This is a genomic window from Methylomonas sp. DH-1, assembly GCF_046097555.1.
Lineage (GTDB): Bacteria > Pseudomonadota > Gammaproteobacteria > Methylococcales > Methylomonadaceae > Methylomonas > Methylomonas koyamae.
Map to the genome: position 1 here is coordinate 1482655 of NZ_CP143089.1, position 22630 is coordinate 1505284.

22 protein-coding genes are annotated in these 22630 nt (G+C 55.6%); 6 read left to right on the top strand and 16 right to left on the bottom strand.

Going from position 1 to position 22630, the window contains the following annotated elements; translation table 11 throughout:
• Window positions 1–77: 77 nt before the first annotated feature.
• The gene (locus tag VXJ35_RS07120; RefSeq protein ID WP_064021037.1) at window positions 78–644 is read right to left on the bottom strand and encodes a DUF1415 domain-containing protein; all 567 of its coding nucleotides are present in this window, start codon (window positions 642–644) and stop codon (window positions 78–80) included.
• Between the two features lie 23 nt (window positions 645–667).
• On the opposite strand from VXJ35_RS07120, the gene VXJ35_RS07125 reads away from it, so the two are divergent.
• Window positions 668–1486 carry a thermonuclease family protein gene (locus VXJ35_RS07125; protein ID WP_064021038.1) on the top strand — a complete coding sequence of 273 codons (819 nt, stop codon included), beginning with the start codon at window positions 668–670 and terminating at the stop codon, window positions 1484–1486.
• A 4-nt stretch (window positions 1487–1490) separates the two neighbouring features.
• Here VXJ35_RS07125 and VXJ35_RS07130 read toward each other — a convergent pair whose 3' ends face one another.
• The 14 genes from VXJ35_RS07130 to queF all read right to left on the bottom strand — a co-directional run bounded on the left by VXJ35_RS07130 (window position 1491) and on the right by queF (window position 13600).
• Entirely contained in the window at window positions 1491–1808 is a 318-nt protein-coding gene (locus VXJ35_RS07130) for a hypothetical protein (protein ID WP_157198110.1), read from the bottom strand.
• Window positions 1809–2112: 304 nt separating this feature from the next.
• Window positions 2113–2610, bottom strand: a complete 498-nt coding sequence (gene tpx, locus VXJ35_RS07135; RefSeq protein WP_054759747.1) for a thiol peroxidase — start codon at window positions 2608–2610, stop codon at window positions 2113–2115.
• A 40-nt stretch (window positions 2611–2650) separates the two neighbouring features.
• On the bottom strand, window positions 2651–4042 hold the full coding sequence (gene der, locus VXJ35_RS07140) for a ribosome biogenesis GTPase Der (RefSeq protein ID WP_064021039.1): 1392 nt from the start codon (window positions 4040–4042) through the stop codon (window positions 2651–2653).
• A 4-nt stretch (window positions 4043–4046) separates the two neighbouring features.
• Window positions 4047–5258, bottom strand: a complete 1212-nt coding sequence (bamB, locus tag VXJ35_RS07145) for an outer membrane protein assembly factor BamB (RefSeq protein WP_064021040.1) — start codon at window positions 5256–5258, stop codon at window positions 4047–4049.
• A 28-nt stretch (window positions 5259–5286) separates the two neighbouring features.
• Window positions 5287–5940 carry a tetratricopeptide repeat protein gene (locus VXJ35_RS07150; protein WP_064021041.1) on the bottom strand — a complete coding sequence of 218 codons (654 nt, stop codon included), beginning with the start codon at window positions 5938–5940 and terminating at the stop codon, window positions 5287–5289.
• Between the two features lie 23 nt (window positions 5941–5963).
• On the bottom strand, window positions 5964–7259 hold the full coding sequence (hisS, locus tag VXJ35_RS07155; protein WP_064021042.1) for a histidine--tRNA ligase: 1296 nt from the start codon (window positions 7257–7259) through the stop codon (window positions 5964–5966).
• A 15-nt stretch (window positions 7260–7274) separates the two neighbouring features.
• Complete coding sequence (gene pilW, locus VXJ35_RS07160) at window positions 7275–8033, bottom strand: type IV pilus biogenesis/stability protein PilW (RefSeq protein ID WP_064021043.1); 759 nt, start codon at window positions 8031–8033, stop codon at window positions 7275–7277.
• Window positions 8023–9135, bottom strand: coding sequence for a 23S rRNA (adenine(2503)-C(2))-methyltransferase RlmN (gene rlmN / locus VXJ35_RS07165; protein ID WP_064021044.1), 1113 nt, complete (start codon window positions 9133–9135; stop codon window positions 8023–8025). Before rlmN ends, pilW begins: the two co-directional genes overlap by 11 nt.
• Entirely contained in the window at window positions 9110–9541 is a 432-nt protein-coding gene (gene ndk / locus VXJ35_RS07170; protein ID WP_064021045.1) for a nucleoside-diphosphate kinase, read from the bottom strand. Before ndk ends, rlmN begins: the two co-directional genes overlap by 26 nt.
• 138 nt (window positions 9542–9679) lie before the next feature.
• On the bottom strand, window positions 9680–11527 hold the full coding sequence (gene secD / locus VXJ35_RS07175; protein ID WP_054759751.1) for a protein translocase subunit SecD: 1848 nt from the start codon (window positions 11525–11527) through the stop codon (window positions 9680–9682).
• Window positions 11528–11603: 76 nt separating this feature from the next.
• Window positions 11604–11948: a preprotein translocase subunit YajC gene (yajC, locus tag VXJ35_RS07180; RefSeq protein ID WP_082409689.1), complete on the bottom strand. Its 345-nt coding sequence runs from the start codon at window positions 11946–11948 to the stop codon at window positions 11604–11606.
• Window positions 11949–12063: 115 nt separating this feature from the next.
• The gene (gene asd, locus VXJ35_RS07185) at window positions 12064–12924 is read right to left on the bottom strand and encodes an archaetidylserine decarboxylase (protein WP_064021046.1); all 861 of its coding nucleotides are present in this window, start codon (window positions 12922–12924) and stop codon (window positions 12064–12066) included.
• On the bottom strand, window positions 12921–13205 hold the full coding sequence (locus tag VXJ35_RS07190; RefSeq protein ID WP_064021047.1) for an EscU/YscU/HrcU family type III secretion system export apparatus switch protein: 285 nt from the start codon (window positions 13203–13205) through the stop codon (window positions 12921–12923). The genes asd and VXJ35_RS07190 overlap by 4 nt, the downstream gene beginning before the upstream one ends.
• A gap of 5 nt (window positions 13206–13210) precedes the next feature.
• Complete coding sequence (gene queF, locus VXJ35_RS07195; protein WP_054759762.1) at window positions 13211–13600, bottom strand: preQ(1) synthase; 390 nt, start codon at window positions 13598–13600, stop codon at window positions 13211–13213.
• Between the two features lie 279 nt (window positions 13601–13879).
• Here queF and VXJ35_RS07200 point away from each other — a divergent pair, with 279 nt between their 5' ends.
• Window positions 13880–14233, top strand: coding sequence for a hypothetical protein (locus tag VXJ35_RS07200; RefSeq protein WP_157198111.1), 354 nt, complete (start codon window positions 13880–13882; stop codon window positions 14231–14233).
• 87 nt (window positions 14234–14320) lie between these two features.
• On the opposite strand, the gene VXJ35_RS07205 is transcribed toward VXJ35_RS07200, so the two are convergent.
• Window positions 14321–15505 carry a GGDEF domain-containing protein gene (locus tag VXJ35_RS07205; protein WP_064021049.1) on the bottom strand — a complete coding sequence of 395 codons (1185 nt, stop codon included), beginning with the start codon at window positions 15503–15505 and terminating at the stop codon, window positions 14321–14323.
• Window positions 15506–15727: 222 nt separating this feature from the next.
• On the opposite strand from VXJ35_RS07205, the gene smc reads away from it, so the two are divergent.
• The 4 genes from smc to lepB all read left to right on the top strand — a co-directional run bounded on the left by smc (window position 15728) and on the right by lepB (window position 22613).
• Window positions 15728–19225, top strand: a complete 3498-nt coding sequence (gene smc, locus VXJ35_RS07210) for a chromosome segregation protein SMC (protein ID WP_064021050.1) — start codon at window positions 15728–15730, stop codon at window positions 19223–19225.
• Window positions 19225–19956, top strand: a complete 732-nt coding sequence (locus tag VXJ35_RS07215; RefSeq protein WP_064021051.1) for a cell division protein ZipA C-terminal FtsZ-binding domain-containing protein — start codon at window positions 19225–19227, stop codon at window positions 19954–19956. Before smc ends, VXJ35_RS07215 begins: the two co-directional genes overlap by 1 nt.
• Before the next feature lie 68 nt (window positions 19957–20024).
• Window positions 20025–21824, top strand: coding sequence for a translation elongation factor 4 (gene lepA, locus VXJ35_RS07220; RefSeq protein WP_064021052.1), 1800 nt, complete (start codon window positions 20025–20027; stop codon window positions 21822–21824).
• A gap of 12 nt (window positions 21825–21836) precedes the next feature.
• Window positions 21837–22613 (top strand): signal peptidase I, encoded by a 777-nt coding sequence (gene lepB / locus VXJ35_RS07225; RefSeq protein WP_064021053.1) that lies wholly within the window; start codon window positions 21837–21839, stop codon window positions 22611–22613.
• Window positions 22614–22630: the final 17 nt, after the last annotated feature.

The window sequence follows — 22630 nt, forward strand, 5'->3', positions numbered from 1 at the left end:
ACTCTTCACTTTCCAGCACGGAGGAGCGAATCATCGCAATAGCGGCCTTTAGCAGCGGCTGCTATCTCGTGCCGGCCTTAAGCGTCTCCTGCCGAGCTTGCAGATTCAAAGCAGGCGCGAAGAATCTCCTCCAACTTCTTCATACCCAACCGCCTGGTCAGCTCTATGTTTCGTTGCGGTATGCCGGCCGGATCAGGATAGGTTGCCAAGGCATTTTCGATACTGCTTTCCCGAAGCAGATGTAACATCGGATACGGTGAACGATTCGTATAGTTTGCGGGGTCGGTTTCGTCGCTATCGGCAAATCGGTAATGGGGATGAAAACTGGCTAATTGGTAGACGCCTTCGTATCCTTGATCGATTAGCAGTTGCTCTGCAATAGCTAATAGATCGAGATAGTCGTCGAAATCATCGAAAAATTCGGCGAGAATCAGCAACGTGGTTTCGGTTTCCGGATGCGTGTCCAGATGAATGCATTCGTCTATCAGTGTATTCAGGCAGGATTCGATGCTATTGCCATGCTCCACTCGGTAACGAATGCGGTTTCGTTGCTGCTCTCGTTTGGCAAACGGGCAAATGTTGTATGCGATGACAAACGAGTTTAACCAAGCTTGCGTCGCGGCAATGATCTGTTGATTTGACATACCCAATTACTCAAGGTGAAAGAATGCACATTCGGCGCTGGTGTTTGCTTGCGGTAACGCTGCCTATTTTGGCAAACGCCGAAGTCTATCGTTGGACTGATGGTCAGGGGCGTAGCCATTATTCGGATCGTAACCACGCAGACGCGCAGGTGTTGCATATCGATTCTGGCATCAGCTACTACCGCGTGGAAAAAGTGTTCGATGGCGATACTATTTTACTGAACGACGGCCGCAAAGTCCGGCTTTTGGGGGTAAATACGCCGGAAGTCTCCGGCCGGAATAAATCGGCGGAATCTGGAGGCGAACGGGCGAAGCAATGGTTGAAATCTAAATTGGAGCAACGGAAGGTATTTCTACAGGGCGACGTCGAAAAACAGGATAAATACCAGCGCACGCTGGCTTATGTATATGATGAAAATAAGCAACTGGTCAATCTGGAGCTGGTTAAAAACGGTTTGGCGACAGTCAATATTTATCCGCCCAATCTGCGATACGTCCCGGCCTTGTTGGCGGCACAAGATGACGCCGAACGTAATCATATCGGCATATGGTCGGACCCGGCTTACGCCCCAATCGCAGCCGAACAGTTGGATCAGACTAATTACCAGGGATGGAAGCGTTTGACCGGCAAGGTTAGTTTGCTAAAACGAACCGCGAAACATAGTTATTTGTTGCTGAGCGATGCGGTGTCAATCGCGATCGAGCCTGCTTCGATGGCATTATTTGCGGATTTGGAGGGGTATGTCGGCAGGCAGGTTGAGGCACGCGGTTGGGTCAGGCGTTCCAAAGGCCGCTTCTATCTGACGGTAAGGCATCCTGCCGATATTCGAAGCCCACCGTAGCGTTTCATTCTTCCTCGGCAAATAATTCCTGGATCATCTGCTTTTCTTCGTCGTTCAGGATGGATTCCGCGGAAAACCAACGGGTGCGTTGAAAAATTGCGTCTTCGGATTCTTTTCGCAGCGCCGCCCGGCGGTCGGTCTCTCGCCGCTCGGCTACCCGGCGTTCGCCGATACGGCGCTCGTGCTTGGGCCACAATAAATATTGTTGCTGAATGAAGGAAATCCATTCCTCCGAATTGAACGGAAATGGATTTATCCGTCTTTGTTGTTGGCGGCGCGCAGAGCGGCGCCGTGCCGAGAAGTCGCTATTCATCGCTGGCACTACCATTGGTTCCTCAAGCCGCAATTGTTTTCGGCAATGCAACTCGATAAGGCATTAAATAGTAATCGATATGCTCGTTGAGTAATTTCTTCGGTCGGGTGACTTACAACCATGGGTACAGCGTATTTTTAAATATTTGAACTGAGACGATATCGATATCCCAGTTTCAGATAAATTAAAATCCGATAAAGTTCCGTTCCAATCAGGGGCAACCTGAATAGACATTTAGGTTACCGGGTTTTGCCAGATTGCGACAGTTTTTTGGGAAACAGCTTATTTCATGCAGCGTGCGTTCTTGGCGCACTCAATCGAGCGCGGCTAACGCTGCTGTGTAATCGGGTTCGTCGGCGATCTCGCTGACCAATTGGGTGTAAACCACCTTATCGTGTTCGTCGATAACGACGATGGCCCGCGCGGTCAGCCCGGCCAATATGCTATCGAGCAGCTCGACGCCGTAATCGTGGGCGAAACTGGAGCGGAAGGTGGATAAGGGGACTACATGTTTGATGCCTTCGATTTCGCAAAAACGGACTTGAGCGAACGGCAGGTCTGCTGATACGGCCAGCACCACGGTATTCGGCAAGTGCGCCGCTTTTTCGTTGAATTTGCGGGTTGAAGCGGCGCAAGTGGGTGTGTCCAGGCTGGGGACGATGTTCAATACCTTACGTTTACCGGCGAATTCCGCCAAGCCGACGTCCTGCATTTTCCGGTTAGTCAGCAGGAAATCCGGAGCCGGAGTGCCGACTGCCGGCAAATCGCCGACGGTGTTGATGGGTTTGCCTTGAAAGGTGATGGTTGCCATGCTGGGTTCCTGAAGTGGTGATTATCTATATCCGCGGCAATTATTTTTTGCGCTTGCTGAAGTCGATCAACCGTTTACGCTTTTTAATTTGGCGTTCGCTGAGCTGGTTTTTTTGGCCGTGAAATGGATTTTCCGGCGATTTGAATACCAAGCGTACCGGCGTGCCTTTCAAGCGGAGTTGATCGCGGAAGTAGTTCATCAAATAGCGCTTGTAGGCGCCGGGCAGGGCGTCGGTTTGCACGCCGTGAATCACTACCACCGGCGGGTTGCGGCCGCCCTGGTGGGCATATTTCAATTTGATCCGGCGGCCGCCGACCAGCGGCGGTTGGTGTGCGGCTAGCGCGTCGGTCAGTATCCGGGTCAATAACGGTGTGGACATGTCGACCATCGCCGAATCGTAAAGGCTGTGCACCACGTCGAACAATTTGCCGACGCCGCTGCCGTGCAAGGCCGAAATCGGATGTTTTTCGGCAAAGTCCAGAAACGACAGCTTCATTTCGATTTGTTTTTTGACGAAATCGCGGTGTTCGGCGTTGAGGCCGTCCCATTTGTTCAGACCGATAATCAAGGCGCGGCCGGCCTCCAATACCAACCCCAAAATATGCGCATCCTGATCGGTGACACCCTCGCGGGCGTCGATCAAGTAGATCACGACATGGGCTTTTTCGATCGCTTGCAGCGATTTTATAATGCTGAATTTTTCCACGGTCAACGACACTCGGGAGCGGCGGCGCATACCGGCGGTGTCGATTAACGTGAATTTCTTGCCGTCGCGTTCGAACGGGATGTAAATGCTGTCGCGGGTTGTGCCGGCTTCGTCGAATACCACGACGCGTTCTTCGCCGAGCAAACGGTTGACCAGCGTCGACTTACCGACATTGGGCCGACCGACGATGGCGATGGCAATGCCGGGGTCTTCTTCCTGAATTTCGTCAGGTTGCTCCGGTAACAACTCGTCGATCCGCCCCAACAATTCGTGTACGTTACGGCCGTGGCTGGCGGCAATCGGCACCGGTTCGCCGAGCGCCAGGCTATAGAAATCGTGGGTAACCGTATTGCTGTCGATACCGTCGATTTTATTGACGACTAATACCACCGGTTTACCCAATTTGCGCAGCATGTCGGCGATGGCGTCGTCGGAGGCGTTGATGCCGTCGCGGGCGTCGACCATAAAAAACACCACGTCCGCTTCCTGCAACGCAATTTCGACCTGTTTCTTAGCGAACGCGTCGATGCCTTCCTGGTCGTCGGTGATGCCGCCGGTATCGACTACCAGGCAATCGCGCTCGCTGCGTTTGACCCGGCCGTACTGGCGGTCCCGGGTCAGCCCCGGATAATCGGCCACCAAGGCCTCGCGGCTACGGGTCAGGTAATTGAAAAGGGTGGATTTGCCGACGTTGGGCCGGCCTACAAGAGCAATAACGGGTAGCATGAAATTATCTGGCCTTCAGGGCAGCGAGGGTGCCGTCTTTGGCATAAATGTAAACAGTATCGTCCACGACTACCGGTTTGGCCTCAATCGCCGCTTTGCTGACTTGGATTCGTGCCAATTGGCGGCCGTCGGTCACCGACAGCCAGTGCACGTAACCTTCGAAATCGCCAACCACGACATAGCTTTGGTAAGCCACCGGTGCGGTAAGGCGGCGGTTGTGCAGATCCTTTTGCTTCCACAGCGAAGCGCCGCTACGTTGGTCGAGTTGCCAAACGTCGCCTTGGGTATCGCTGATATAGATGTAACGGTAATCCAGACTGAGTCCGGTGTAGGACGACACGGCTTCGTTACGCCACAGCACATCGCCGTCGATTTCGGAAACCGACGAAGCGCCTCCGGTAAAACTGGCAACGTAAATCGCGCCCCTGCTGGCAGCCGGATCGGCGTCGAGATCGACCAAACGTTCGACTTCGGAACGGCCGCTGGGTATCGCAATTGTAGCTTCCCACACCGCTTTGCCGTCGTTCAACTGCAAAGCTTGCAGTTTCCCGTTGGCCGCGCCGGCAATGACGTTGCCTTCGATGATAATCGGCGTACCGGCGCCGCGGATGCTTAACGCCGGCACACTGTGTTCCGAGGTCCAAACCAAACCGCCGTCGCTTTCGCGCAAGGCCAGAATCTTGCCGTCGGTGGTACGGATAATCACCGTGCCGCGGCTAACCACCGGCGTGGCCTGCACTTCGCTGGGAACGTCGGTTTTCCAGCGCTGCTCGCCGCTGGCCCGGTCGAAGCCGATCACCTCGCCGGTGTTGGTACCCATCACCACGGTGTTGACACCGAGGCCGGGGCCGGCGGAGAAGCTGTATTCGGTATCGGTTTCCCAGGCCAGATTGCCGCTAGCGGCATTGCGTGCCTGCAGATGGCCTTTGTAGTCGGCGGCGTAAACCGTACCGTCGGCTACGGCCGGGATCAATTTCAGATACTTTTCGTCGGCACCGGTGCCGACCGACTCTTTCCAAACCGTTTCCAGTTGCAGTTCCGGTGTGTATTCCTGCAGTGCGGCAGGTGGGTCGGCATTATCGTCGTCGCCCATCACGTAGTCGGTTATGCCGGAGATAAAATCCCGGCCGGCATTCAGGCCGGCGCATCCGCCCAACAGCAATGGCCCGGCGACCAGTGTCGCGAGAGTCAGGTATCTGGCTTTCCTTATTTGCATGGCCTAAAAGAAACGGTTTTCGAAAACGTTAATTGGCGGCAGTCGGTGCCACGGCGGGCGCGGCAACGTCGTCCAATTTGAACTGAGTCAGCGGCGTGGCTTGGCCGGTTCTGATCGCGCTTTGGTAGGCGCTACGCGCTTCGTCGATTCGGTCGAGCGCGACGTACAAATCGCCTTGCAATTCGTCGTAACTGGCCGAGAAGCCCTCGGCTTTGGCCGGATCGACTTCGGCGATCAATTGCAAACCTTGCTCGTATTGGCCGGAAGCCAGCATCAGCTGGATTAAGCGCAGCCGGGCCACGTGTTTCAGCGGTTCGCTGTCCGCGGTTTGAATCGCTTGTTTCAGAACGGCTTTCGCACCTTCCAGATCGCCTTTTTGCACTTTGGCCTTGGCTAGCTGCAAATTGGCATAATGGGCATATGCAGTCCCCGGAAATTCGCTCGGCAAGCGTTCGGCCAACTTTTCGGTAGACTCGCCATTATCTTTAGCGGCGCTTTCCAGCATCTGCTGGTACATTTGCGAAGCCTGGCTGCGTTGGTTGGTCTGATGGTTTTGCCACATGTTCCAGCCGGCGACCAATACCAGTGCCGTGGCCACGCCGGCGATTAGCGATGTCTGGTTGGCCTCCCACCATTTTTTCAACTGTTCCAGTTGTTCTTCTTCGGTATCGTAAATTGCCACGGTGTTTCTCTTATCTTTCCAGGTTACAGGGATTTGGGTTGATGCCGGTCCCGCAGGAATTGCAGGAGTTGGCTGTGGTCGAGAGTGAGTTGTTCCTGATCGGCGCGCAAGGGTTTCAACGCCACCTCGCCGCGGGCCGCTTCGTCGTCGCCGATGACAATGGCATATTCGGCTCCGGATTTGTCGGCTTTTTTGAACTGGCTTTTAAAGCTGCCGCCGCCACAATTGACTTGCAACTTCAGTTGCGGCAGTTGATCGCGGAGAGCTTCCGCCAGGCGCATGCCGACGGCTTCGGCCGCGCTGCCGACCCGGATCATGAATACGTCGACGCCGACGGCTACCGGAACCGTTTCCAGCAGCTCCAATAACGCGAGTATGCGTTCCATACCCATTGCAAAACCGATCGCATGGTTGGCTTTACCGCCCAATTGCTCGATCAAGCCGTCGTAGCGGCCGCCGGCGCAGATGGTGCCTTGTGAGCCAAGCCGTTCGGTGACCCATTCGAATACGGTCTTGCCGTAGTAATCCAGGCCGCGCACCAGGCGGGTGTTGATGCGGTAGCCGATGCCCAAATCGTCCAAAGTCGCTTTCAGACTGTCGAAATGGGCCAAACTTTCCTCACCCAAATGGTCGAGCAACACCGGGGCTTGTTGCAGCATTGCCTGCATCTCCGGATTCTTGCTGTCCAGGATGCGCAGTGGGTTGGTCTCTAGCCGGCGCAGACTGTCTTCGTCCAGCAGATGCAAGTGTTGTTTGAAATATTCGACCAGTGTGCCGCGGTAGGCCAGGCGTTCGTCGCTGGTGCCCAACGAGTTGATTTGCAGTTCCACCATGTCGCGGATGCCCAAGCGTTTCCACAAACGGTCGCTGAGCAGAATCATTTCGGCGTCGATATCGGGCCCCGGCATGCCGTATGTCTCAACGCCCAATTGGTAGAATTGGCGGTAGCGGCCTTTTTGCGGGCGCTCGTGGCGGAACATCGGGCCGTAATACCACAAGCGGTGGCTTTGGTTGTGCAGCAGACCGTGCTCGAGGCAGGCGCGCAGGCAGCCGGCGGTCCCCTCCGGGCGTAAGGTCAAAGAATCGCCGTTACGGTCTTCGAAGGTATACATTTCTTTTTCGACGATGTCGGTGACTTCGCCGATCGAGCGCTTGAACAGTTCGGTTTTTTCGACGATAGGCAGACGGATTTCCTGGTAGCCGTATCCGGCCAATACTTGGCGGGCTTGGCTCTCGAGCCATTGCCAGTAAGGCGATTGCTCGGGAAGAATGTCGTGCATGCCGCGGATGGCCTGAATAGCCTGTTGTTGTTTTGCCATGGGTTTACTGCAGGATTATTTACTGATCGCGGTTCTAACTTGTTGCGCTTCCTTGGAAGCGGGGAACGAGCCTAGTAATTGCTCGCGGTATTCTTCGGCCAGTTTGCCATTGCCCAGTGCGCGCTCGGTTTGGAACGCTATCCACAGGCTTTCCGGGGTATGTTTGGCGACGCCCAAATAGCGCTCCATAAACGCCCGCGCCGACATGAATTGCTGGTTTTGGTAGCTGATGCGCTGCATTTCCAGCAACGCAGGCGCGTAGTCCGGTTGCGCTTGTAACGCCCGGCGAAAATAGGTTTCGGCCTGGCTGAAATCGTTTTGTTTGATGTGGCACAAGCCGATATTGGTCAATGCAAACCAGGGCCGGTTATTCATCGCCGATTCCAGCGAGGCGTTCAATAACTCAAATGCCTTGTCGTATTTGCCGCGGTCGCATAAAAAGCGGCCGTAATTGCTTTTGATGCTGAAGCTATCCGGGTTGTTTTGCAGTGCGCTACGGTAGCTGTCGTCGGCCGCATCGTAGTCTCTGATGCGCTCGTAAAATACCGCCAGCGTATTATGGATTTCGGCATTGCCCGAATCGAGGCGGACGGCCGTTTCCAACTTCTCTCGCGCCACGTCGAGCATGCCCATGTCCAGGTAGCGGGCGCCCATCTGCAAATTCAATTTGGCTTTTTCGGCCGAACTGAGGGTTTCCCGGCTGGCCGGCAGCAGGCCGCAACCGCCTGCTAGTAATAGCCAGAACAGCGTTGCCGGCAACTTTTTAGCCGACATGCGCCGCTTCCTGGGCTTGCAGTTTCAAATGCCGGCGGCTTTTATCTTGTACTTGGCCGACCAGTTGGCCGCAGGCCGCGTCGATATCTTCGCCGCGGGTTTTGCGGATCGTGGTGACGATGCCGGCGTTGTGGAGGATGTCGCGAAATTTCAAAATTGCGTTTTGGCCCGAGCAGCGGTAGTGGGACTGCGGGAACGGATTGAACGGAATCAGGTTCAATTTCGACGGCACGTCTTTCAGTAATTTCACCAAAGTATGGGCATCGCGTTCGCTATCGTTGACGCCGTCCAGCATTACGTATTCGAAAGTGATGTGTTTGCGCGGCCCGGTTTTGGCGTAGGCGCGGCAAGCCTCCATCAATTCTTTCAATGGGTATTTGATGTTGATCGGCACCAATTGGTCGCGCAATTCGTCGTTCGGTGCGTGCAGCGAAACCGCCATACTGACGTCGCAAACCGCATTCAAACGTTGCATCGCCGGCACGATGCCGGAGGTGCTGATCGTAACCCGGCGTTTGGACAACCCGTAACAGAAGTCGTCCATCATCAGATTCATCGCTGCTACGACGTTGTCGAAATTCAGCAGCGGTTCGCCCATACCCATCATCACTACGTTGGTGATGCGCCGTTCCGGACCGAGCCGTTGTTGCGCCAGATAAAGCTGGCCGATGATTTCGGCGGTCGACAGGTTGCGGTTAAAGCCTTGTTTGGCGGTGGAGCAGAAGGTGCAAGCCAATGCGCAGCCGACTTGCGACGAGATGCACAGCGTAGCCCGGCGTTCTTCCGGAATGTAAACGGTTTCGACCCGGTTGCCGCACTGCATCTGCATCGCCCATTTACAGGTGCCGTCGCTGGCCAACTGTTCGGCGACGATCTGCGGCGCTTTGATTTGGCAATTCTCGCTGAGGTAAGCGCGCAGGGGTTTGCTCAGGTTGGTCATCCGCTCGAAGTCGGTGACGCCTTCCTGATAAATCCATTTCAACACCTGAGTGGCACGAAACGGTTTTTCGCCGAGTCCGACAAAAAAGGCCTGCAGGCCCTTTCTGTCGAAATCGAGCAAATTGATCGGATCCGGTTTAGCGGATGCGGTCGCAGAGTTCATCGGCGGAGAAGAAGTAAGCGATTTCTCTTGCGGCTGATTCCGGCGCATCGGAACCGTGCACCGCATTTTCGTCGATGCTGACGGCAAAGTCGGCGCGAATCGTGCCCGGCGCCGCTTCTTTCGGGTTGGTGGCACCCATCAGCTCGCGGTTTTTCAACACGGCATTTTCGCCTTCCAACACCTGGACAACGACCGGACCGGAAGTCATGAAGCTAACCAAATCGTTAAAGAAACCGCGTTCTTTATGTTCGGCGTAAAAGCCTTCGGCTTGTTCCTTGGTCAATTGCAGCATTTTGGATGCAACGATGCGCAGACCGTTTTTTTCGAAGCGGCTGACAATTTCCCCAATCACGTTTTTAGCGACTGCATCAGGCTTGATGATTGAGAAAGTACGTTCGATTGCCATTGTTTAACTCCCGTAGGCTTATGTTAAGAAAAGATTTTCGTATTATATCGCGTCCGGCGGGGGGATGATAACGCTTAGCCGGATAATGCGCTTGGCACCGCCGACGGCGGTGCCAAAGCGAGGTGTTTTTGGGGCGGCTCAGATAGAAACTCTGCCGTCGCGGCGGTCGCCGCCGTAAAACCAGTTGACCAACATCCGGGTGCCGGTGACGGCGGTGAATACCGAAGTGGCGATGCCTATCATCAGTACCAGCGCAAAACCTTTCACCGGGCCGGTACCGAAACCGAACAGTAAAACTGCGACGATGAAATGGGTCACGTTGGAGTCGAGAATCGTGGCGAAGGCTTTTTCGTAACCGGTAAAGATGCTGGCTTGCAGGCTCAAACCGTTACGCAATTCCTCGCGTATCCGTTCGTTGATCAAGACGTTGGCGTCGACGGCCATACCGACCGTCAACACGATGCCGGCCATGCCAGGCAAGGTCAGCGTCGCTTGTAGCACCGACATGATTGCGATCAGCAGCACCACGTTGAATAACAGCGCGAAGTTGGCGATCAGACCGAAGGCGCGGTAGTAACCGATCATGAAAAACACCACTAGTAAGAAGCCGGCGGTGATCGACATCATGCCTTGATCGATGTTTTCCTGACCCAGGCTCGGACCCACGGTACGTTCTTCGACGATTTCGACCGGAGCCGCCAGTGCGCCGGCTCTAAGCAGCAAGGCCAGGGTGCGGGCTTCTTCCGGGCTGTCCAGGCCGGTGGTCTGGAACCGTTTGCTGAAGCTGTCGCGGATCGTGGCGACGCTGATGACTTTTTCGACTTTTTCCTTGTGCTGCACCTTTTCGCCGTTAACCACGCGGGTTTCGGATTTATATTCGATGAAGACCACGGCCATCGGCTTGCCGATATTTTCCTGGGTCATTTTGCCCATTTTCTTGGCGCCGGCGCCGTCCAGGGTGATGAACACGGCTGCCTGACCGTCCTGGTCCAGACCGGAGGAGGCGTCGGTGATTTGGTCGCCGGTGACGATGACGGCACGTTTCAACAACACCGGATTGCCGTTTTTATCTTTATATAAGCGGCTGCCGGCCGGTTCGTGGCCGCTCAAGGCCGATTGTACGTCATGTTCCACGTCGACCAGACGATATTCCAGCGTCGCCGTGGTGCCCAGTAACTCTTTGGCTCGGGTAGTGTCCTGCACGCCGGGCAACTGTACGACGATGCGGCTGTCGCCCTGTTGCTGAATGATCGGTTCGGCTACGCCCAGTTCGTTGACCCGGTTACGCAGTGTGGTGATGTTTTGGCCCAGTGCCGATTTCTTGATTTCGCGCAGATCGCGTTCCGGGATCGACAGTGTAAATTCGTTAGATCCGCTTTCCACCAATGCCAGATTGCGGAAATCCTTGTTCAAAATCGCGGCAGCGGCAACCCTGGACTCTTCGTTCGGCAGTACAACTTTGATGCCTTGGTCTTCTTTGGTCACCGACTGGTAGCGGACCTTGGCGTCGCGAAAGGCGGTACGGATGTCGTTGGTGTAACGTTCTTCCGCTTGCTTCAGTGCGCTGTCCATGTCCACTTCCAGCAGGAAATGTACGCCGCCGCGCAGGTCCAAGCCCAAATGCATCGGATTTGCACCCAGCGCGCGCAGCCAATCCGGCGTGGCCGGGGCCAAATTCAACGCTACCGTGGCTTTGTCGGCCAATTGCTCGCGCAACAGGTCGGCGGCTTTCATTTGTTCGTCGGTGTTGTTAAACCGGGCCAGGATTTTGCCGCTCTCGAACTCGAAGGCTTTCAGCGTGAAGCCCGCGTTTTTGATGGTGGCGGCAACTTCGTCGGCTTGGTTCTGCTGCAACGGTGCCGACGTGGACGACGCCAGTTGCACTGCCGGGTCGTTACCGTAGATATTGGGTAACGCGTAGATCGTACCGATCAGCAAGATAATCAGCACCAGAGTGTTTTTCCAGACAGGGAAATGATTTTGCATGGTTATTCCGTTAAAGCAGTAACAGCCGGACTGTTGCGGGTAAAAGCGGGAAGTAAACGGGTTACGACGGTTCGGTTTAGGATTTTTTGTTGTTCAAGGTTTTGTAAGTGCCTTTGGGCATCATGCTGGCAATAGCGTGGCGTTGCACTTGGATGAAACTATTGTCGGAGACTTCCAGTTTGACGAAGTTATCGTCCAGTTCCGCGACTTTGCCCAGAATGCCGCCGCTGGTTACGACTTCCGCGCCTTTGCTGAGTGCGGCCAACATCTGTTTCTGCTCTTTGTTGCGTTTGGCTTGCGGGCGAATGAACAAAAAATAGAAAAATATCAAAATGCCCAGTGGAAACAGCATGCCCTCGAAACCCGGTTGTTGAATAGCAGGCGCAGTCTGGGCCATTGCGTCGGAAATCAAAAAACTCATATTAATCCTCGTGTTGTTGTCGTTGTTTTAATGGTCCGGCTCGGCGGACAAGCGGCCATTATGCCACACTAGGCTGGCTAAACGCATGTCGGCGGGGAATCGGCGAAGGTTGGCCTCATTTCAAGCGGCGGCCGATCTGTTCGCCGAGCTTGACCGGCTTGCCGGCGGTTAGATCCTGGTTCCAGGCGGTCCGGTCTTGGCCAAAGAGCACGATAATCGTCGAGCCCATGTTGAAGCGGCCCATTTCGGCGCCTTTTCCCAGTAGCGGCGGGTTGTCTTGATACCGCCAAGTCCTCGGCGCGCTAATGGATGGCGGCGTAACCACGCCATGCCACACCGTTTCGACGCTGGAAACGAAGATTGCCCCGACCAGCACCAATGCCATCGGCCCGGCCTCGGTATCGAACAGGCAAACAACGCGTTCGTTACGGGCAAACAGATTCGGCACGGCTCCGACCGTGGTGTTATTGACGCTGAACAGGCGGCCCGGAACGTGCACCATTTCCGTTAGCGTTCCGCTCAGCGGCATGTGCAGGCGATGGTAATCTTTGGGCGACAGGTAGATGGTGGCGAAACTGCCGTTTTCGAAGGCGGCCGCCCGCTCGGCATCGCCGCCGAGCAATTCCAGCGCCGAATAATCGTGGCCTTTGGCTTGAAAAATTCGTCCGCCGCTAATCGCCCCGGCTTGGCTGATAACGCCGTCGGCCGGGCAGGCAATCGCCTCCGCCGTGGCCGCGATCGGTCGGACGCCGTCTTTCAATTCGCGAGTGAAAAATTCGTTGAAGCTGGCATAGCGCTCGAGGTCTTGATACTTGGCTTCTTCCAGGTTGACGCCGTAAACCTGGCTGATGGTTCGAATGAACAGGTTTTTCCAGGTTTTGTTGCGGCAATGGGTTAGCGTGGCCATCCAGCCCGACAGCAAATGGTGGGGCAGGGCGTATTGGGGCAGAACGGTGCAGATCTGTTTTAAGCTCATGGTTCGGGATCGGGTGATTTGCCGCTGAGGAAGTAAGCGAAGGCGATGACTTCGGCAACGGCGACGTAAAGTTGTTGGGGGATTTCCTCGCCCAGCGGAATTTGCGCCAATATCCGCGCCAGTTCCGGCTGGTTTTGCAACGGGACGCCGTGCTTTTCGGCGATAGCCAAAATTTGCTGAGCGGTAAAACCTTCGCCCTTGACGGTGACTTTGGGTGCGTTTTTGCCGTCGTACTTGAGCGCGACGGCAATGTCGGCGTTATAAAAGGTTCTGCCGCTCACGAGGTTTAGGGCAGCGTCACCGGCGCCGGCGCTTGCCAATTCGGGTTGCGGTGCTCGGCTACCACTGTTGTGTAAATGCCGCCGCGCACGTTGAATTCGGCCCGCAGGCGCATGAAATTGGGCGAAATCGCCGCAACGATATGGTCGAGAATTTCGTTAGTGACCGCCTCGTGAAACGCACCGCGTTCGCGGAAGGTCCACATGTAAAGTTTCAAGGATTTCAACTCGACGCATAGCCGGTCCGGCACGTACTCTATCGTGAGTTTGGCGAAATCCGGCTGGCCGGTCATCGGGCACAGGCAGGTGAATTCCGGGATGTCGATACGGATCGTGAAATCGCGCGCCGGGCGCGGGTTTTCGAAAGTGGTTAAATCTGAGCTGGGTTGGGTGGTCATCGTGATAATTACTCGGGTGTTAAAAGTTTGCCGCGCTCAATCTGCCGCAAAGACGAAATTTTACCAGCTTAAAGGCCGGGGCTATTAAACTTTTGATTCAGCCGGCCGCCGCAGAGCGGTCTGCCGCCACCTGCGTTTGCCGGGGTTGCTGCGATGCGAATTTTCCCGGAAAATCAGAAACAAATAGTCAGCAAAGTCTTTGGCTTGAGTTAGAATTCCGACTGTAAAGCCATAGGCTCTTTTTTGATCGAATAATTTAACCACCCAGTGGAGGCGATCATGGAAATCAATACCAGTCATCCCCAACAAAACGTTGCCTTGAACCAAGTGACGGGATCGCGTAAAACCGCCACCGAAGAACTTACCGAGCGGCGCAAACCGGTCGAGCAGGACGCGACTAACCAGGAAAGCCGGGCGGTGTCCACCGATACGCTGGTGCTATCGGAAGAATCGTTGAAACGCTCGCAAGCCGCGGCTACGCAGCCCAATGACAGAGCTCCGCAAATCGCCAATCGGGAGCAAGCCCAGCAGGCGCTAGGAGCCTTGATCTCCGGCGTTAACCGGAATCCGGCCGAAGCTTTGGCAGCCTATGGCAACACTTCCGCCGACCGCGTGCGCACGCTGTTGAACTGATTTATCCCCGTTAACGCAACCCGCTAGCGGCAAGCGGGTTGCGTGGTCCGTGCGGGCGATAGCCGGTCGCGTAAGCTGCGGCAGTGGCTACTCGCCCAATTCCTGTAACGAAATGTCCGAGAAATTGGCTACTCGATTGCGTCCGGCCTGCTTGGCCCGGTACAAGGCGGTATCGGCGGCTTGCAGCAGTGCGGCGAAATTCAAACCGATACTGTCCGAACCGGCGATGCCGATACTGATTGTGCTGGTGATGGATTGGCCTTGCCAATGAGTCGGTCGGGTGGCTTGCATCTGGCGCAGCCTTTCCGCCAAATGGTTGGCTTCCTTCTCGTTGGTGCAGGGCAGGATCAGGCAAAATTCCTCGCCGCCGTAGCGTGCCAGATAATCCTCGCCGCGAATCTGGCTTTTGGCGTTTTGTATCAGTTGTTTCAAGACTTGGTCGCCGGCTTGGTGGCCGTGAACGTCGTTAATGCGTTTGAAATAGTCGACATCGAGCATCAGTACGGCCAGAGCCTCTTTGCGCCGCGCGCTTCTCGCCAGCAGACGTTGGCATTCCAGGTCCAAACTGCGCCGGTTCCAGGCGCCGGTCAGCGCGTCGATGGCAGCCAGATTTTCCAATTCGGCCGCCATCCGGTAGGACACCATCAAGACGAAACCGAAGCTCAAGAATAGCTGGATGACGCTGCCGGCAAAAAACATCAACGGATTGAGTGGTATCGGATTGAACAGGCCGTAATCCGCCGCCGGCGCGGAAAATATCGACACGGCTCTGGCGACGTAAACTAGTCCCAACACGGCGAAAGAGGCGCCGGTCAGCCAGTGCGCGGTTCTCTGGTAGGACGCCAGCGGAATCAGCAGCGAGCGGGCGCAGGCGAAATTGATGCCGGCAAATATCAAGGAATTGGCAACGGCGCGCAATTGGGTATTGGGTTCGAACAGCGTGAACCAAGCGCTGACGCCAATCACCAAGCCTACTGCCAGCAGTAGCCAGCGGCATTGGCAGGGCCGGTTCTTGAACGCTTGAATTCCTAGGAATTGCAGGGCGGAACCCGCCGCCAGAAAGGCTGCTCCGGCAACGATATTCCAACCCGGCTGCGGTAGCAGCGCCGGATACGCCAGACCGGCGCCGAAGCTGATGAACAGGCTGGCCATCGACCAGTGACGCAGTCCCTTGATGCCGCGGGCGTGCAGGCTGGCGACCAGTAGCAGGATGGACAGTAAAAAGCTGAGCACGGCAATCATTACCATCATCGTGCGCAGGTCAAGGTTCATCGAATCAATCCGTTTGTGGCCGGTTAGAAATGCTTGGGCCGCGACGTGTTAGGGGCGGCCGAAGGACAGCCAAAATTTTCGCACGCTAAGCGGCAAATTCCATAGCCCGATTTGCAAGCAACGTGCAAGCTGCGGGCAGTATCCTAAAATCCGTTCCAATCGCCATGCCATTTCGAGGATAATGCACGGTTTTGTAGTTGGTCCGGAACACCTTAACCAGTCATGAAGCTGGAGAAAATCAAACTTGCTGGATTCAAATCCTTCGTCGATCCCACCACGATACCGATCAACGGCAATCTGACCGCGATCGTCGGGCCTAACGGTTGCGGCAAGTCCAATATCATCGATGCGGTGCGCTGGGTCATGGGCGAGAGTTCGGCCAAGCACTTGCGCGGCGGCAATATGGCCGATGTGATTTTCAACGGCTCGTCCGGCCGCAAGCCGGTCAGCATCGCCTCGGTGGAGCTGGTATTCGACAACAGCGAAGGCAAGGCCGGCGGCGAATACGCCAAATACGCAACGATTTCGATCAAGCGCCAAGTCAGCCGCGACGGCCAGTCGCTATTCATGCTCAACGGCTCCAAATGCCGGCGTAAAGATATTACCGATTTGTTTCTGGGCACCGGTTTGGGCTCGCGCAGCTACGCGATTATCGAGCAGGGTACGATTTCGCGCATGGTCGAAGCCAAGCCGGAAGATTTGCGGGTCCATATCGAGGAGGCGGCCGGCGTCTCCAAATATAAGGAGCGCCGCTCGGAAACCGAAACCCGCATGCGTCACACCCGGGAAAATCTGGAACGCTTGAACGATCTGCGCGACGAGGTGGAAAAGCAGATCAAAAATCTGGCTCGCCAAGCCGAAAAGGCCGAAAAATACACCGAGTTGAAAAAACTGGAGCGGCAATTCAAACAGGAATTGCTGGCGATGCGCTGGCGCAATTTTCAACGTTCGGCGCAACAACTCGAAGCCAAGTTGCAGAGTATTGCCGAAGAACATAATCGCTTGTTCGTGTTGCTGCGCGATACCGAGAAGGCTATGGAGCTGAAACGCGGCGAACAAAAAGCCCAGCAGCAGCATCTGGATTCGACCCAGGCGGAATACACCGCGCTGGTAGCCGAGGTCAGCCGGCTGGAACAAACCATCAAGCACAACCAGAAGAGCCACGAAGAAACCCTGGTCGAGATCGAGCGCTTGAAGCAGCAAGCCGAGCACGCGCAGGCCGAGTGCGAGTTGGATAGGCAGCAACTCGAAGAAATCCGGCAGACGCTGCTGGAGGCCGAAGAAACCATGGTGGTGGCCAAGGAGCGCGAGGAAGATTTGCTGGGTATCCAGCAGGACGCGCATCTGCAAAAGCAGCAATGGCAACAGCAATGGGAAGCTTTCCTGGCCGAAAATGCCGGTTATCGGGAGCAAGTCGAAGTGCAACGCACCAAGCTGGTTCAATTGGAAAACCAAAGCAGGCAGTTGCAAGCCCGGCTCGATAAATTGCACAGCGAACGCCACGGTTTGGCCGATACCCAGTTGCAACTGGAATTGGAAGCGTTGGATAGCAGCATCGAACTAATCGAAGCCGAGCGCCGGCAGTTGCAGCACGACTTGGATGCGGTATTGCAACGTATCGGCGAGTTGCGGCCCGAAATCAAACAGATTCAGGAACGCTTGCACGCCGATCGCGCCGAATTGCAAAAAGTCAACGGCAAGATCAGTTCGCTGGAATTGTTGCAGCAACATGCGATGGGTAAGGACAAGAAAGAGCTCGGCGCCTGGTTGGAGCAAATGGGGCTGGAACAGCAGCCGCGCCTGGCTGAATTCGTGGAAGCCGACGAAGGTTGGGAAACTGCGGCCGAAACCGTGTTGGGCAGCTATTTGGAAGCGATCTGCATCGACAGCGCCGACGCGATTTTGGCCGAGTTGCAAGAGTTGAACAAGCAATCGCTGATTGTGTTCGAAACCCATCCGGCCGCCGCCGGCTCGGCTGCCGCGGAAACCCTGGCCGGCAAAGTCCGCAGCCGTTGGCGGCTGGACAGTTTGTTGAGCGGAATTTATTGCGCCGAGTCGATGCGGCAGGCGCGGCAACTGCCGTTGCAGGCGCACGAATCGGTGGTGCTGGCGGACGGCACTTGGTTGGGTCGGGACTGGATCAAGGTCAGCCGGGGCAGCGATAGCAAGGCCGGCGTGTTGCATCGCGAGAAAGAGTTGCGCGAGTTGAAGTTGCGGCAAAGCGAATTGCAGATGGCGATTGCCGAGCACGAGCAGCAACTGGAACATTGCGAGCACGAGTTGAAAGCCGCGGAAAGCCATCGCGAGCAATACCAGCAGAAAGAAAAATTATTGAGTGCCGAGTTCTCGGCAAAAAGTGCCGAATACAGTGCCCAGGCCGCGCGCTTCGAACAGCAAAAGCGCCGCCTGGAGCAGTTAGACCATGAGATCGACGAGATCGGCCAGCATCTGGCCGAGCTTGTCGAGAGCATCTCCGAAGCCGAACTGATCAAACAGGACGCCGAGCTGGCTTTAGGCGATCTGGGCGAACGCAAAGCCGAATTGGAGCGGCTCAGTCAGGAACTGCAGGCCCGCCAGCAGAATACCGATGCCTCGGTCGACGAAGCCCGCCGGCATTTGCACCGTTTGCACGCCCAGATCGAATCGTTGAAATCGTCGGAAATCTTGACCGCCAAGCAGATCGAGCGCTTGCAAGTGCAGCACCAGCAAGCGGCCGACCGCATGGCCGAATTGGAACACAAGCTGCAATATGCCTTGGCGCCGTTGGACGACGAGCGCATGCAACTGGAAGAGTTGTTGGAAAAAAAACAACAATTCGAGGACGGCCTGCGCGCCGAGCGGCAAGCGCAACAGGCCAGCGAGCAATCGGTCAGCCAGTTGGCCGAACAATATTCGCAAACCCAGCGGGCGCTGGAAAAACAAAAGGAAGCCCTGGATCAAATTCGTTTCGAACAGCAGGACAGTAAGGTCAGACAACAAACCGTAGCCGAACAACTGGCCGAAGTGGATGCCGATCCGGAGGCCATACTGGCCAACCTGCGGGAAGGCGCCAGCGAAAGCCAATGGAAGCGCGAAGTCGACGAACTGGTCGAGCAGATCGAACGCTTGGGTTCGATCAACTTGACGGCGATCGAGGAATACAAAACCCAGTCGGAACGGATGAAGTTCCTGAACGAACAGCACGATGACTTGGTCGATGCGTTGAATACGCTGGACCAGGCGATCAGCAAGATCGACCGCGAAAGCCGGCAACGCTTCAAGGAAACGTTCGACAAGATCAACAACGGTCTGAAAGAGAAGTTTCCGCGCTTGTTCGGCGGCGGCCAAGCCTATCTGGAATTGACCGAAGACGATTTGCTGGAAGCCGGCGTCAACATTATTGCCCGGCCGCCCGGGAAGCGGAATAGCTCTATCCATCTGTTGTCCGGCGGCGAAAAGGCCTTGACCGCGGTGGCTTTGGTTTTCTCCATTTTCGAACTGAATCCGGCGCCGTTTTGTTTGCTGGACGAAGTCGACGCGCCGCTCGACGACGCCAATGTCGTGCGGTTTTCGAAGATGGTGGAAGACATGTCGGCAACCGTCCAATTTTTGTACATTTCACACAACAAAGTCACAATGGAAATTGCAAAACATCTAGCAGGTGTTACCATGAAGGAGCCTGGGGTATCCCGAATGGTGGCGGTGGATATTGATGAAGCGGTAAGCATGGCGGAAAACTGATGGATAAAGAATTATTAAGAGTCGTGATTATTTTGATCGGCGTGCTGGTGATGATCGGCATGGTGTTGTGGCATTTCGTCAAATCGCTACGTTACAAACGCGCCGCCGACGATTACTACGACGACGATTCTTATGACGACAGAACCGTGGACGAATTTGCCGTTGAGGACGATGAAGACGGTATCGGCGTGTTCGAAATCGGTGACGATTTGGTTGATGGAGATGCGCTGTTAGACGACAAAGCCATCAAGCCGTCGCCGAAGGCTGCTGTTGCCGCCCGGCGCGAGCCGGAAAAAGCTGCGGCTGCTCCCGCTCCAGCCGCCAGCCGTAACCATTTGCCGGTTCTGATCGAATTCAGCATCGTCGCCCGTGCCGACCAAGGTTTCAACGGCGAAGATTTGTTCGATGCCTTCGAGCGGGTCGGTTTGCGCTACGGCAGCGTCAGAGTGTTCGAGCGGGTCGACGCGAACCGGATGGTGGATTTTGCCGTGGCCAGCATGGTCGATCCCGGTACCTTTCCCGACACCGGTTTGGACGAGTTCTACTGCCCCGGTATCGTATTTTTTATGCAGCCGCGCGAAGTCGATAATCCGTTGGCGGTATTCGACGATTTCATGGAAACCATCGATACCCTGGCCGACGCACTGGACGGCGTGGTCTGGGACAATCAACGGCAACCCTTGACCGCCGAGACGGTTGCCCAATTCCGGGAAATATTGGCTACTGCCTGAACCCGCCATCCGGCGGCAGGGCCGCCGCCGTAAAGTCATTACAAACCAACGTATTATCAAGAAGCTAAGTGGATCAAAAACATATCAGAAATTTCTCCATCATCGCCCATATCGACCACGGGAAATCGACATTGGCGGACCGGTTCATTCAAATTTGCGGAGGGCTCAGCGACCGGGAAATGGAGGCGCAAGTGCTGGATTCGATGGATCTGGAACGGGAACGCGGCATCACCATCAAGGCGCAAAGCGTTACGCTGGATTACAATGCCGGCGACGGCGAAACCTACCAGTTGAATTTCATTGACACTCCGGGCCATGTCGATTTTTCCTACGAAGTCTCGCGTTCGTTAGCCGCTTGCGAAGGTGCATTGCTGGTAGTCGATGCCGCCCAGGGTGTGGAAGCGCAGAGCGTGGCCAACTGTTACACCGCGATCGAGCAGGGCCTGGAAGTGGTTCCGGTATTGAACAAGATCGATCTGCCGTCGGCCGAACCGGAGCGGGTCATGGCCGAGATCGAGGACGTGATCGGTATTCCGGCCGACGATGCCTGCCAGATCAGCGCCAAGACCGGTCTGAACGTCGAATCGGTACTGGAACAACTGATTCGGAAAATTCCGCCGCCGAGCGGCAATGCAGACGGCCCGTTGCAGGCCTTGATTATCGATTCCTGGTTCGACAACTACCTAGGCGTGGTGTCGCTGGTGCGGATCGTCAACGGCTCGTTGAAGCGTAGACAAAAGATCACCGTGATGTCGACCGGCAAGTCGTATCCGGTCGACAAACTGGGCGTGTTCACGCCTAAGCAATTGGAAAAGCAAGAGCTGGCAACCGGCGAAGTCGGGTTTATCGTGGCCGGCATCAAGGATATTTTCGGTGCCCCGGTGGGCGATACCATTACCGCGACCGACAATCCGGCCAGCGAGGTGTTGCCGGGTTTCGAGAAAGTGCAGCCGCGGGTATTCGCCGGCCTGTATCCGGTCAGCTCAGACGATTTCGGTGCAATGCGCGAGGCCTTGGACAAATTGCGGCTGAACGATTCGGCATTGAATTACGAAGCCGAAACGTCGCAGGCGCTGGGTTTCGGTTTCCGTTGCGGCTTTCTCGGCATGTTACATATGGAGATCGTCCAGGAAAGGCTGGAGCGCGAATACAACATCGATCTGATTACTACCGCGCCGACCGTAGTCTACGAAGTGGAGACGCATAACGGCGAAGTGGTCATGGTCGATAATCCGGCGAAATTGCCGGATCCCGGTACCATCGAAGAAATTCGCGAGCCTATCATCCTGGCCAACATCCTGGTGCCGCAGGCCTATTTGGGTAACGTGATCAATCTGTGCGTCGAAAAGCGCGGCAACCAAAAGAACATGCAATACGTCGGCGGCCAGGTTTCGTTGAATTACGAATTGCCGATGAGCGAGGTGGTGTTGGACTTCTTCGATCGGTTGAAGTCGGTCAGCCGCGGCTACGCTTCGTTCGATTACGAATTTCTCCGTTTCGAGCCGGCGCCGTTGGTGAAATTGGATGTGTTGATCAACAGCGACAAGGTCGACGCGTTGTCTATCATCGTTCACCGCGACCAGGCGCAAAACCGGGGGCGCGATCTGGTCGAAAAAATGAAGGATTTGATTCCTCGGCAAATGTACGAAGTGGCGATCCAGGCCGCGATCGGTTCCAAAATCATTGCCCGTTCCACAGTCAAAGCGATGCGTAAAAACGTGACGGCCAAGTGTTACGGCGGCGATATCACGCGTAAGAAAAAACTGCTGGAAAAACAAAAAGCCGGTAAAAAACGGATGAAGCAGGTCGGTAGTATCGAGATTCCGCAGGAGGCGTTTCTGGCGGTGTTGCAAGTCAATAAAGAGTAACGGCAATAGTTTATGGATTACGATTTTTCATTTTTTTTGGTCGCCGCCACGTTTGTCACCGGTATCGTTTGGGGAGGGTATAGCCTGTATTTGAAGCGCGCCGGTTTGCCATACCCGACCGAGAAGGAACCGGTGTTGGTCGAATACGCCCGCTCGTTTTTCCCGGTCGTCTTGATCGTGTTGTTGCTGCGTTCGTTTTTGTTCGAGCCGTTCCGGATTCCGTCCGGGTCGATGATGCCGACGCTGTTGGTCGGCGATTTCATCCTGGTCAACAAATTCAACTACGGCATCCGCCTGCCGGTGTTGAATACCAAAATCGTCGAAATCGGCGAGCCGAAACGCGGCGACATCGTGGTATTTCGTTATCCTAAGCAACCGGAAGTCGATTACATCAAACGCGTGATCGGTTTGCCGGGCGATAGAATCGCCTATTTCGACAAAAAGCTTTACGTCAACGGCACACCGATTAAACAGGTTTCGTTGGGGCGTTACCAAGGCGTCGGCCAGGGTGCCAACATGACCGGTGCCGAGCGTTTGGAAGAGGATTTGGCCGGGGTGCAACATTCCATATTGGTTGCGCCGGGCGCTTCGTCGGTCGAAGACGTGTTTGTCGTGCCGCCCGGCCACTATTTCATGATGGGCGACAACCGCGACAATAGCAACGACAGCCGCTATTGGGGCTATGTGCCGGAGGCAAACCTGGTCGGCAGAGCGTTCTTTATCTGGATGAACTGGGATTGGCAAAACAGCGGCATCGATTTCGGCCGTCTGGGTACGGTGTTACAGTAATCCGGTTTTCCGGGTGT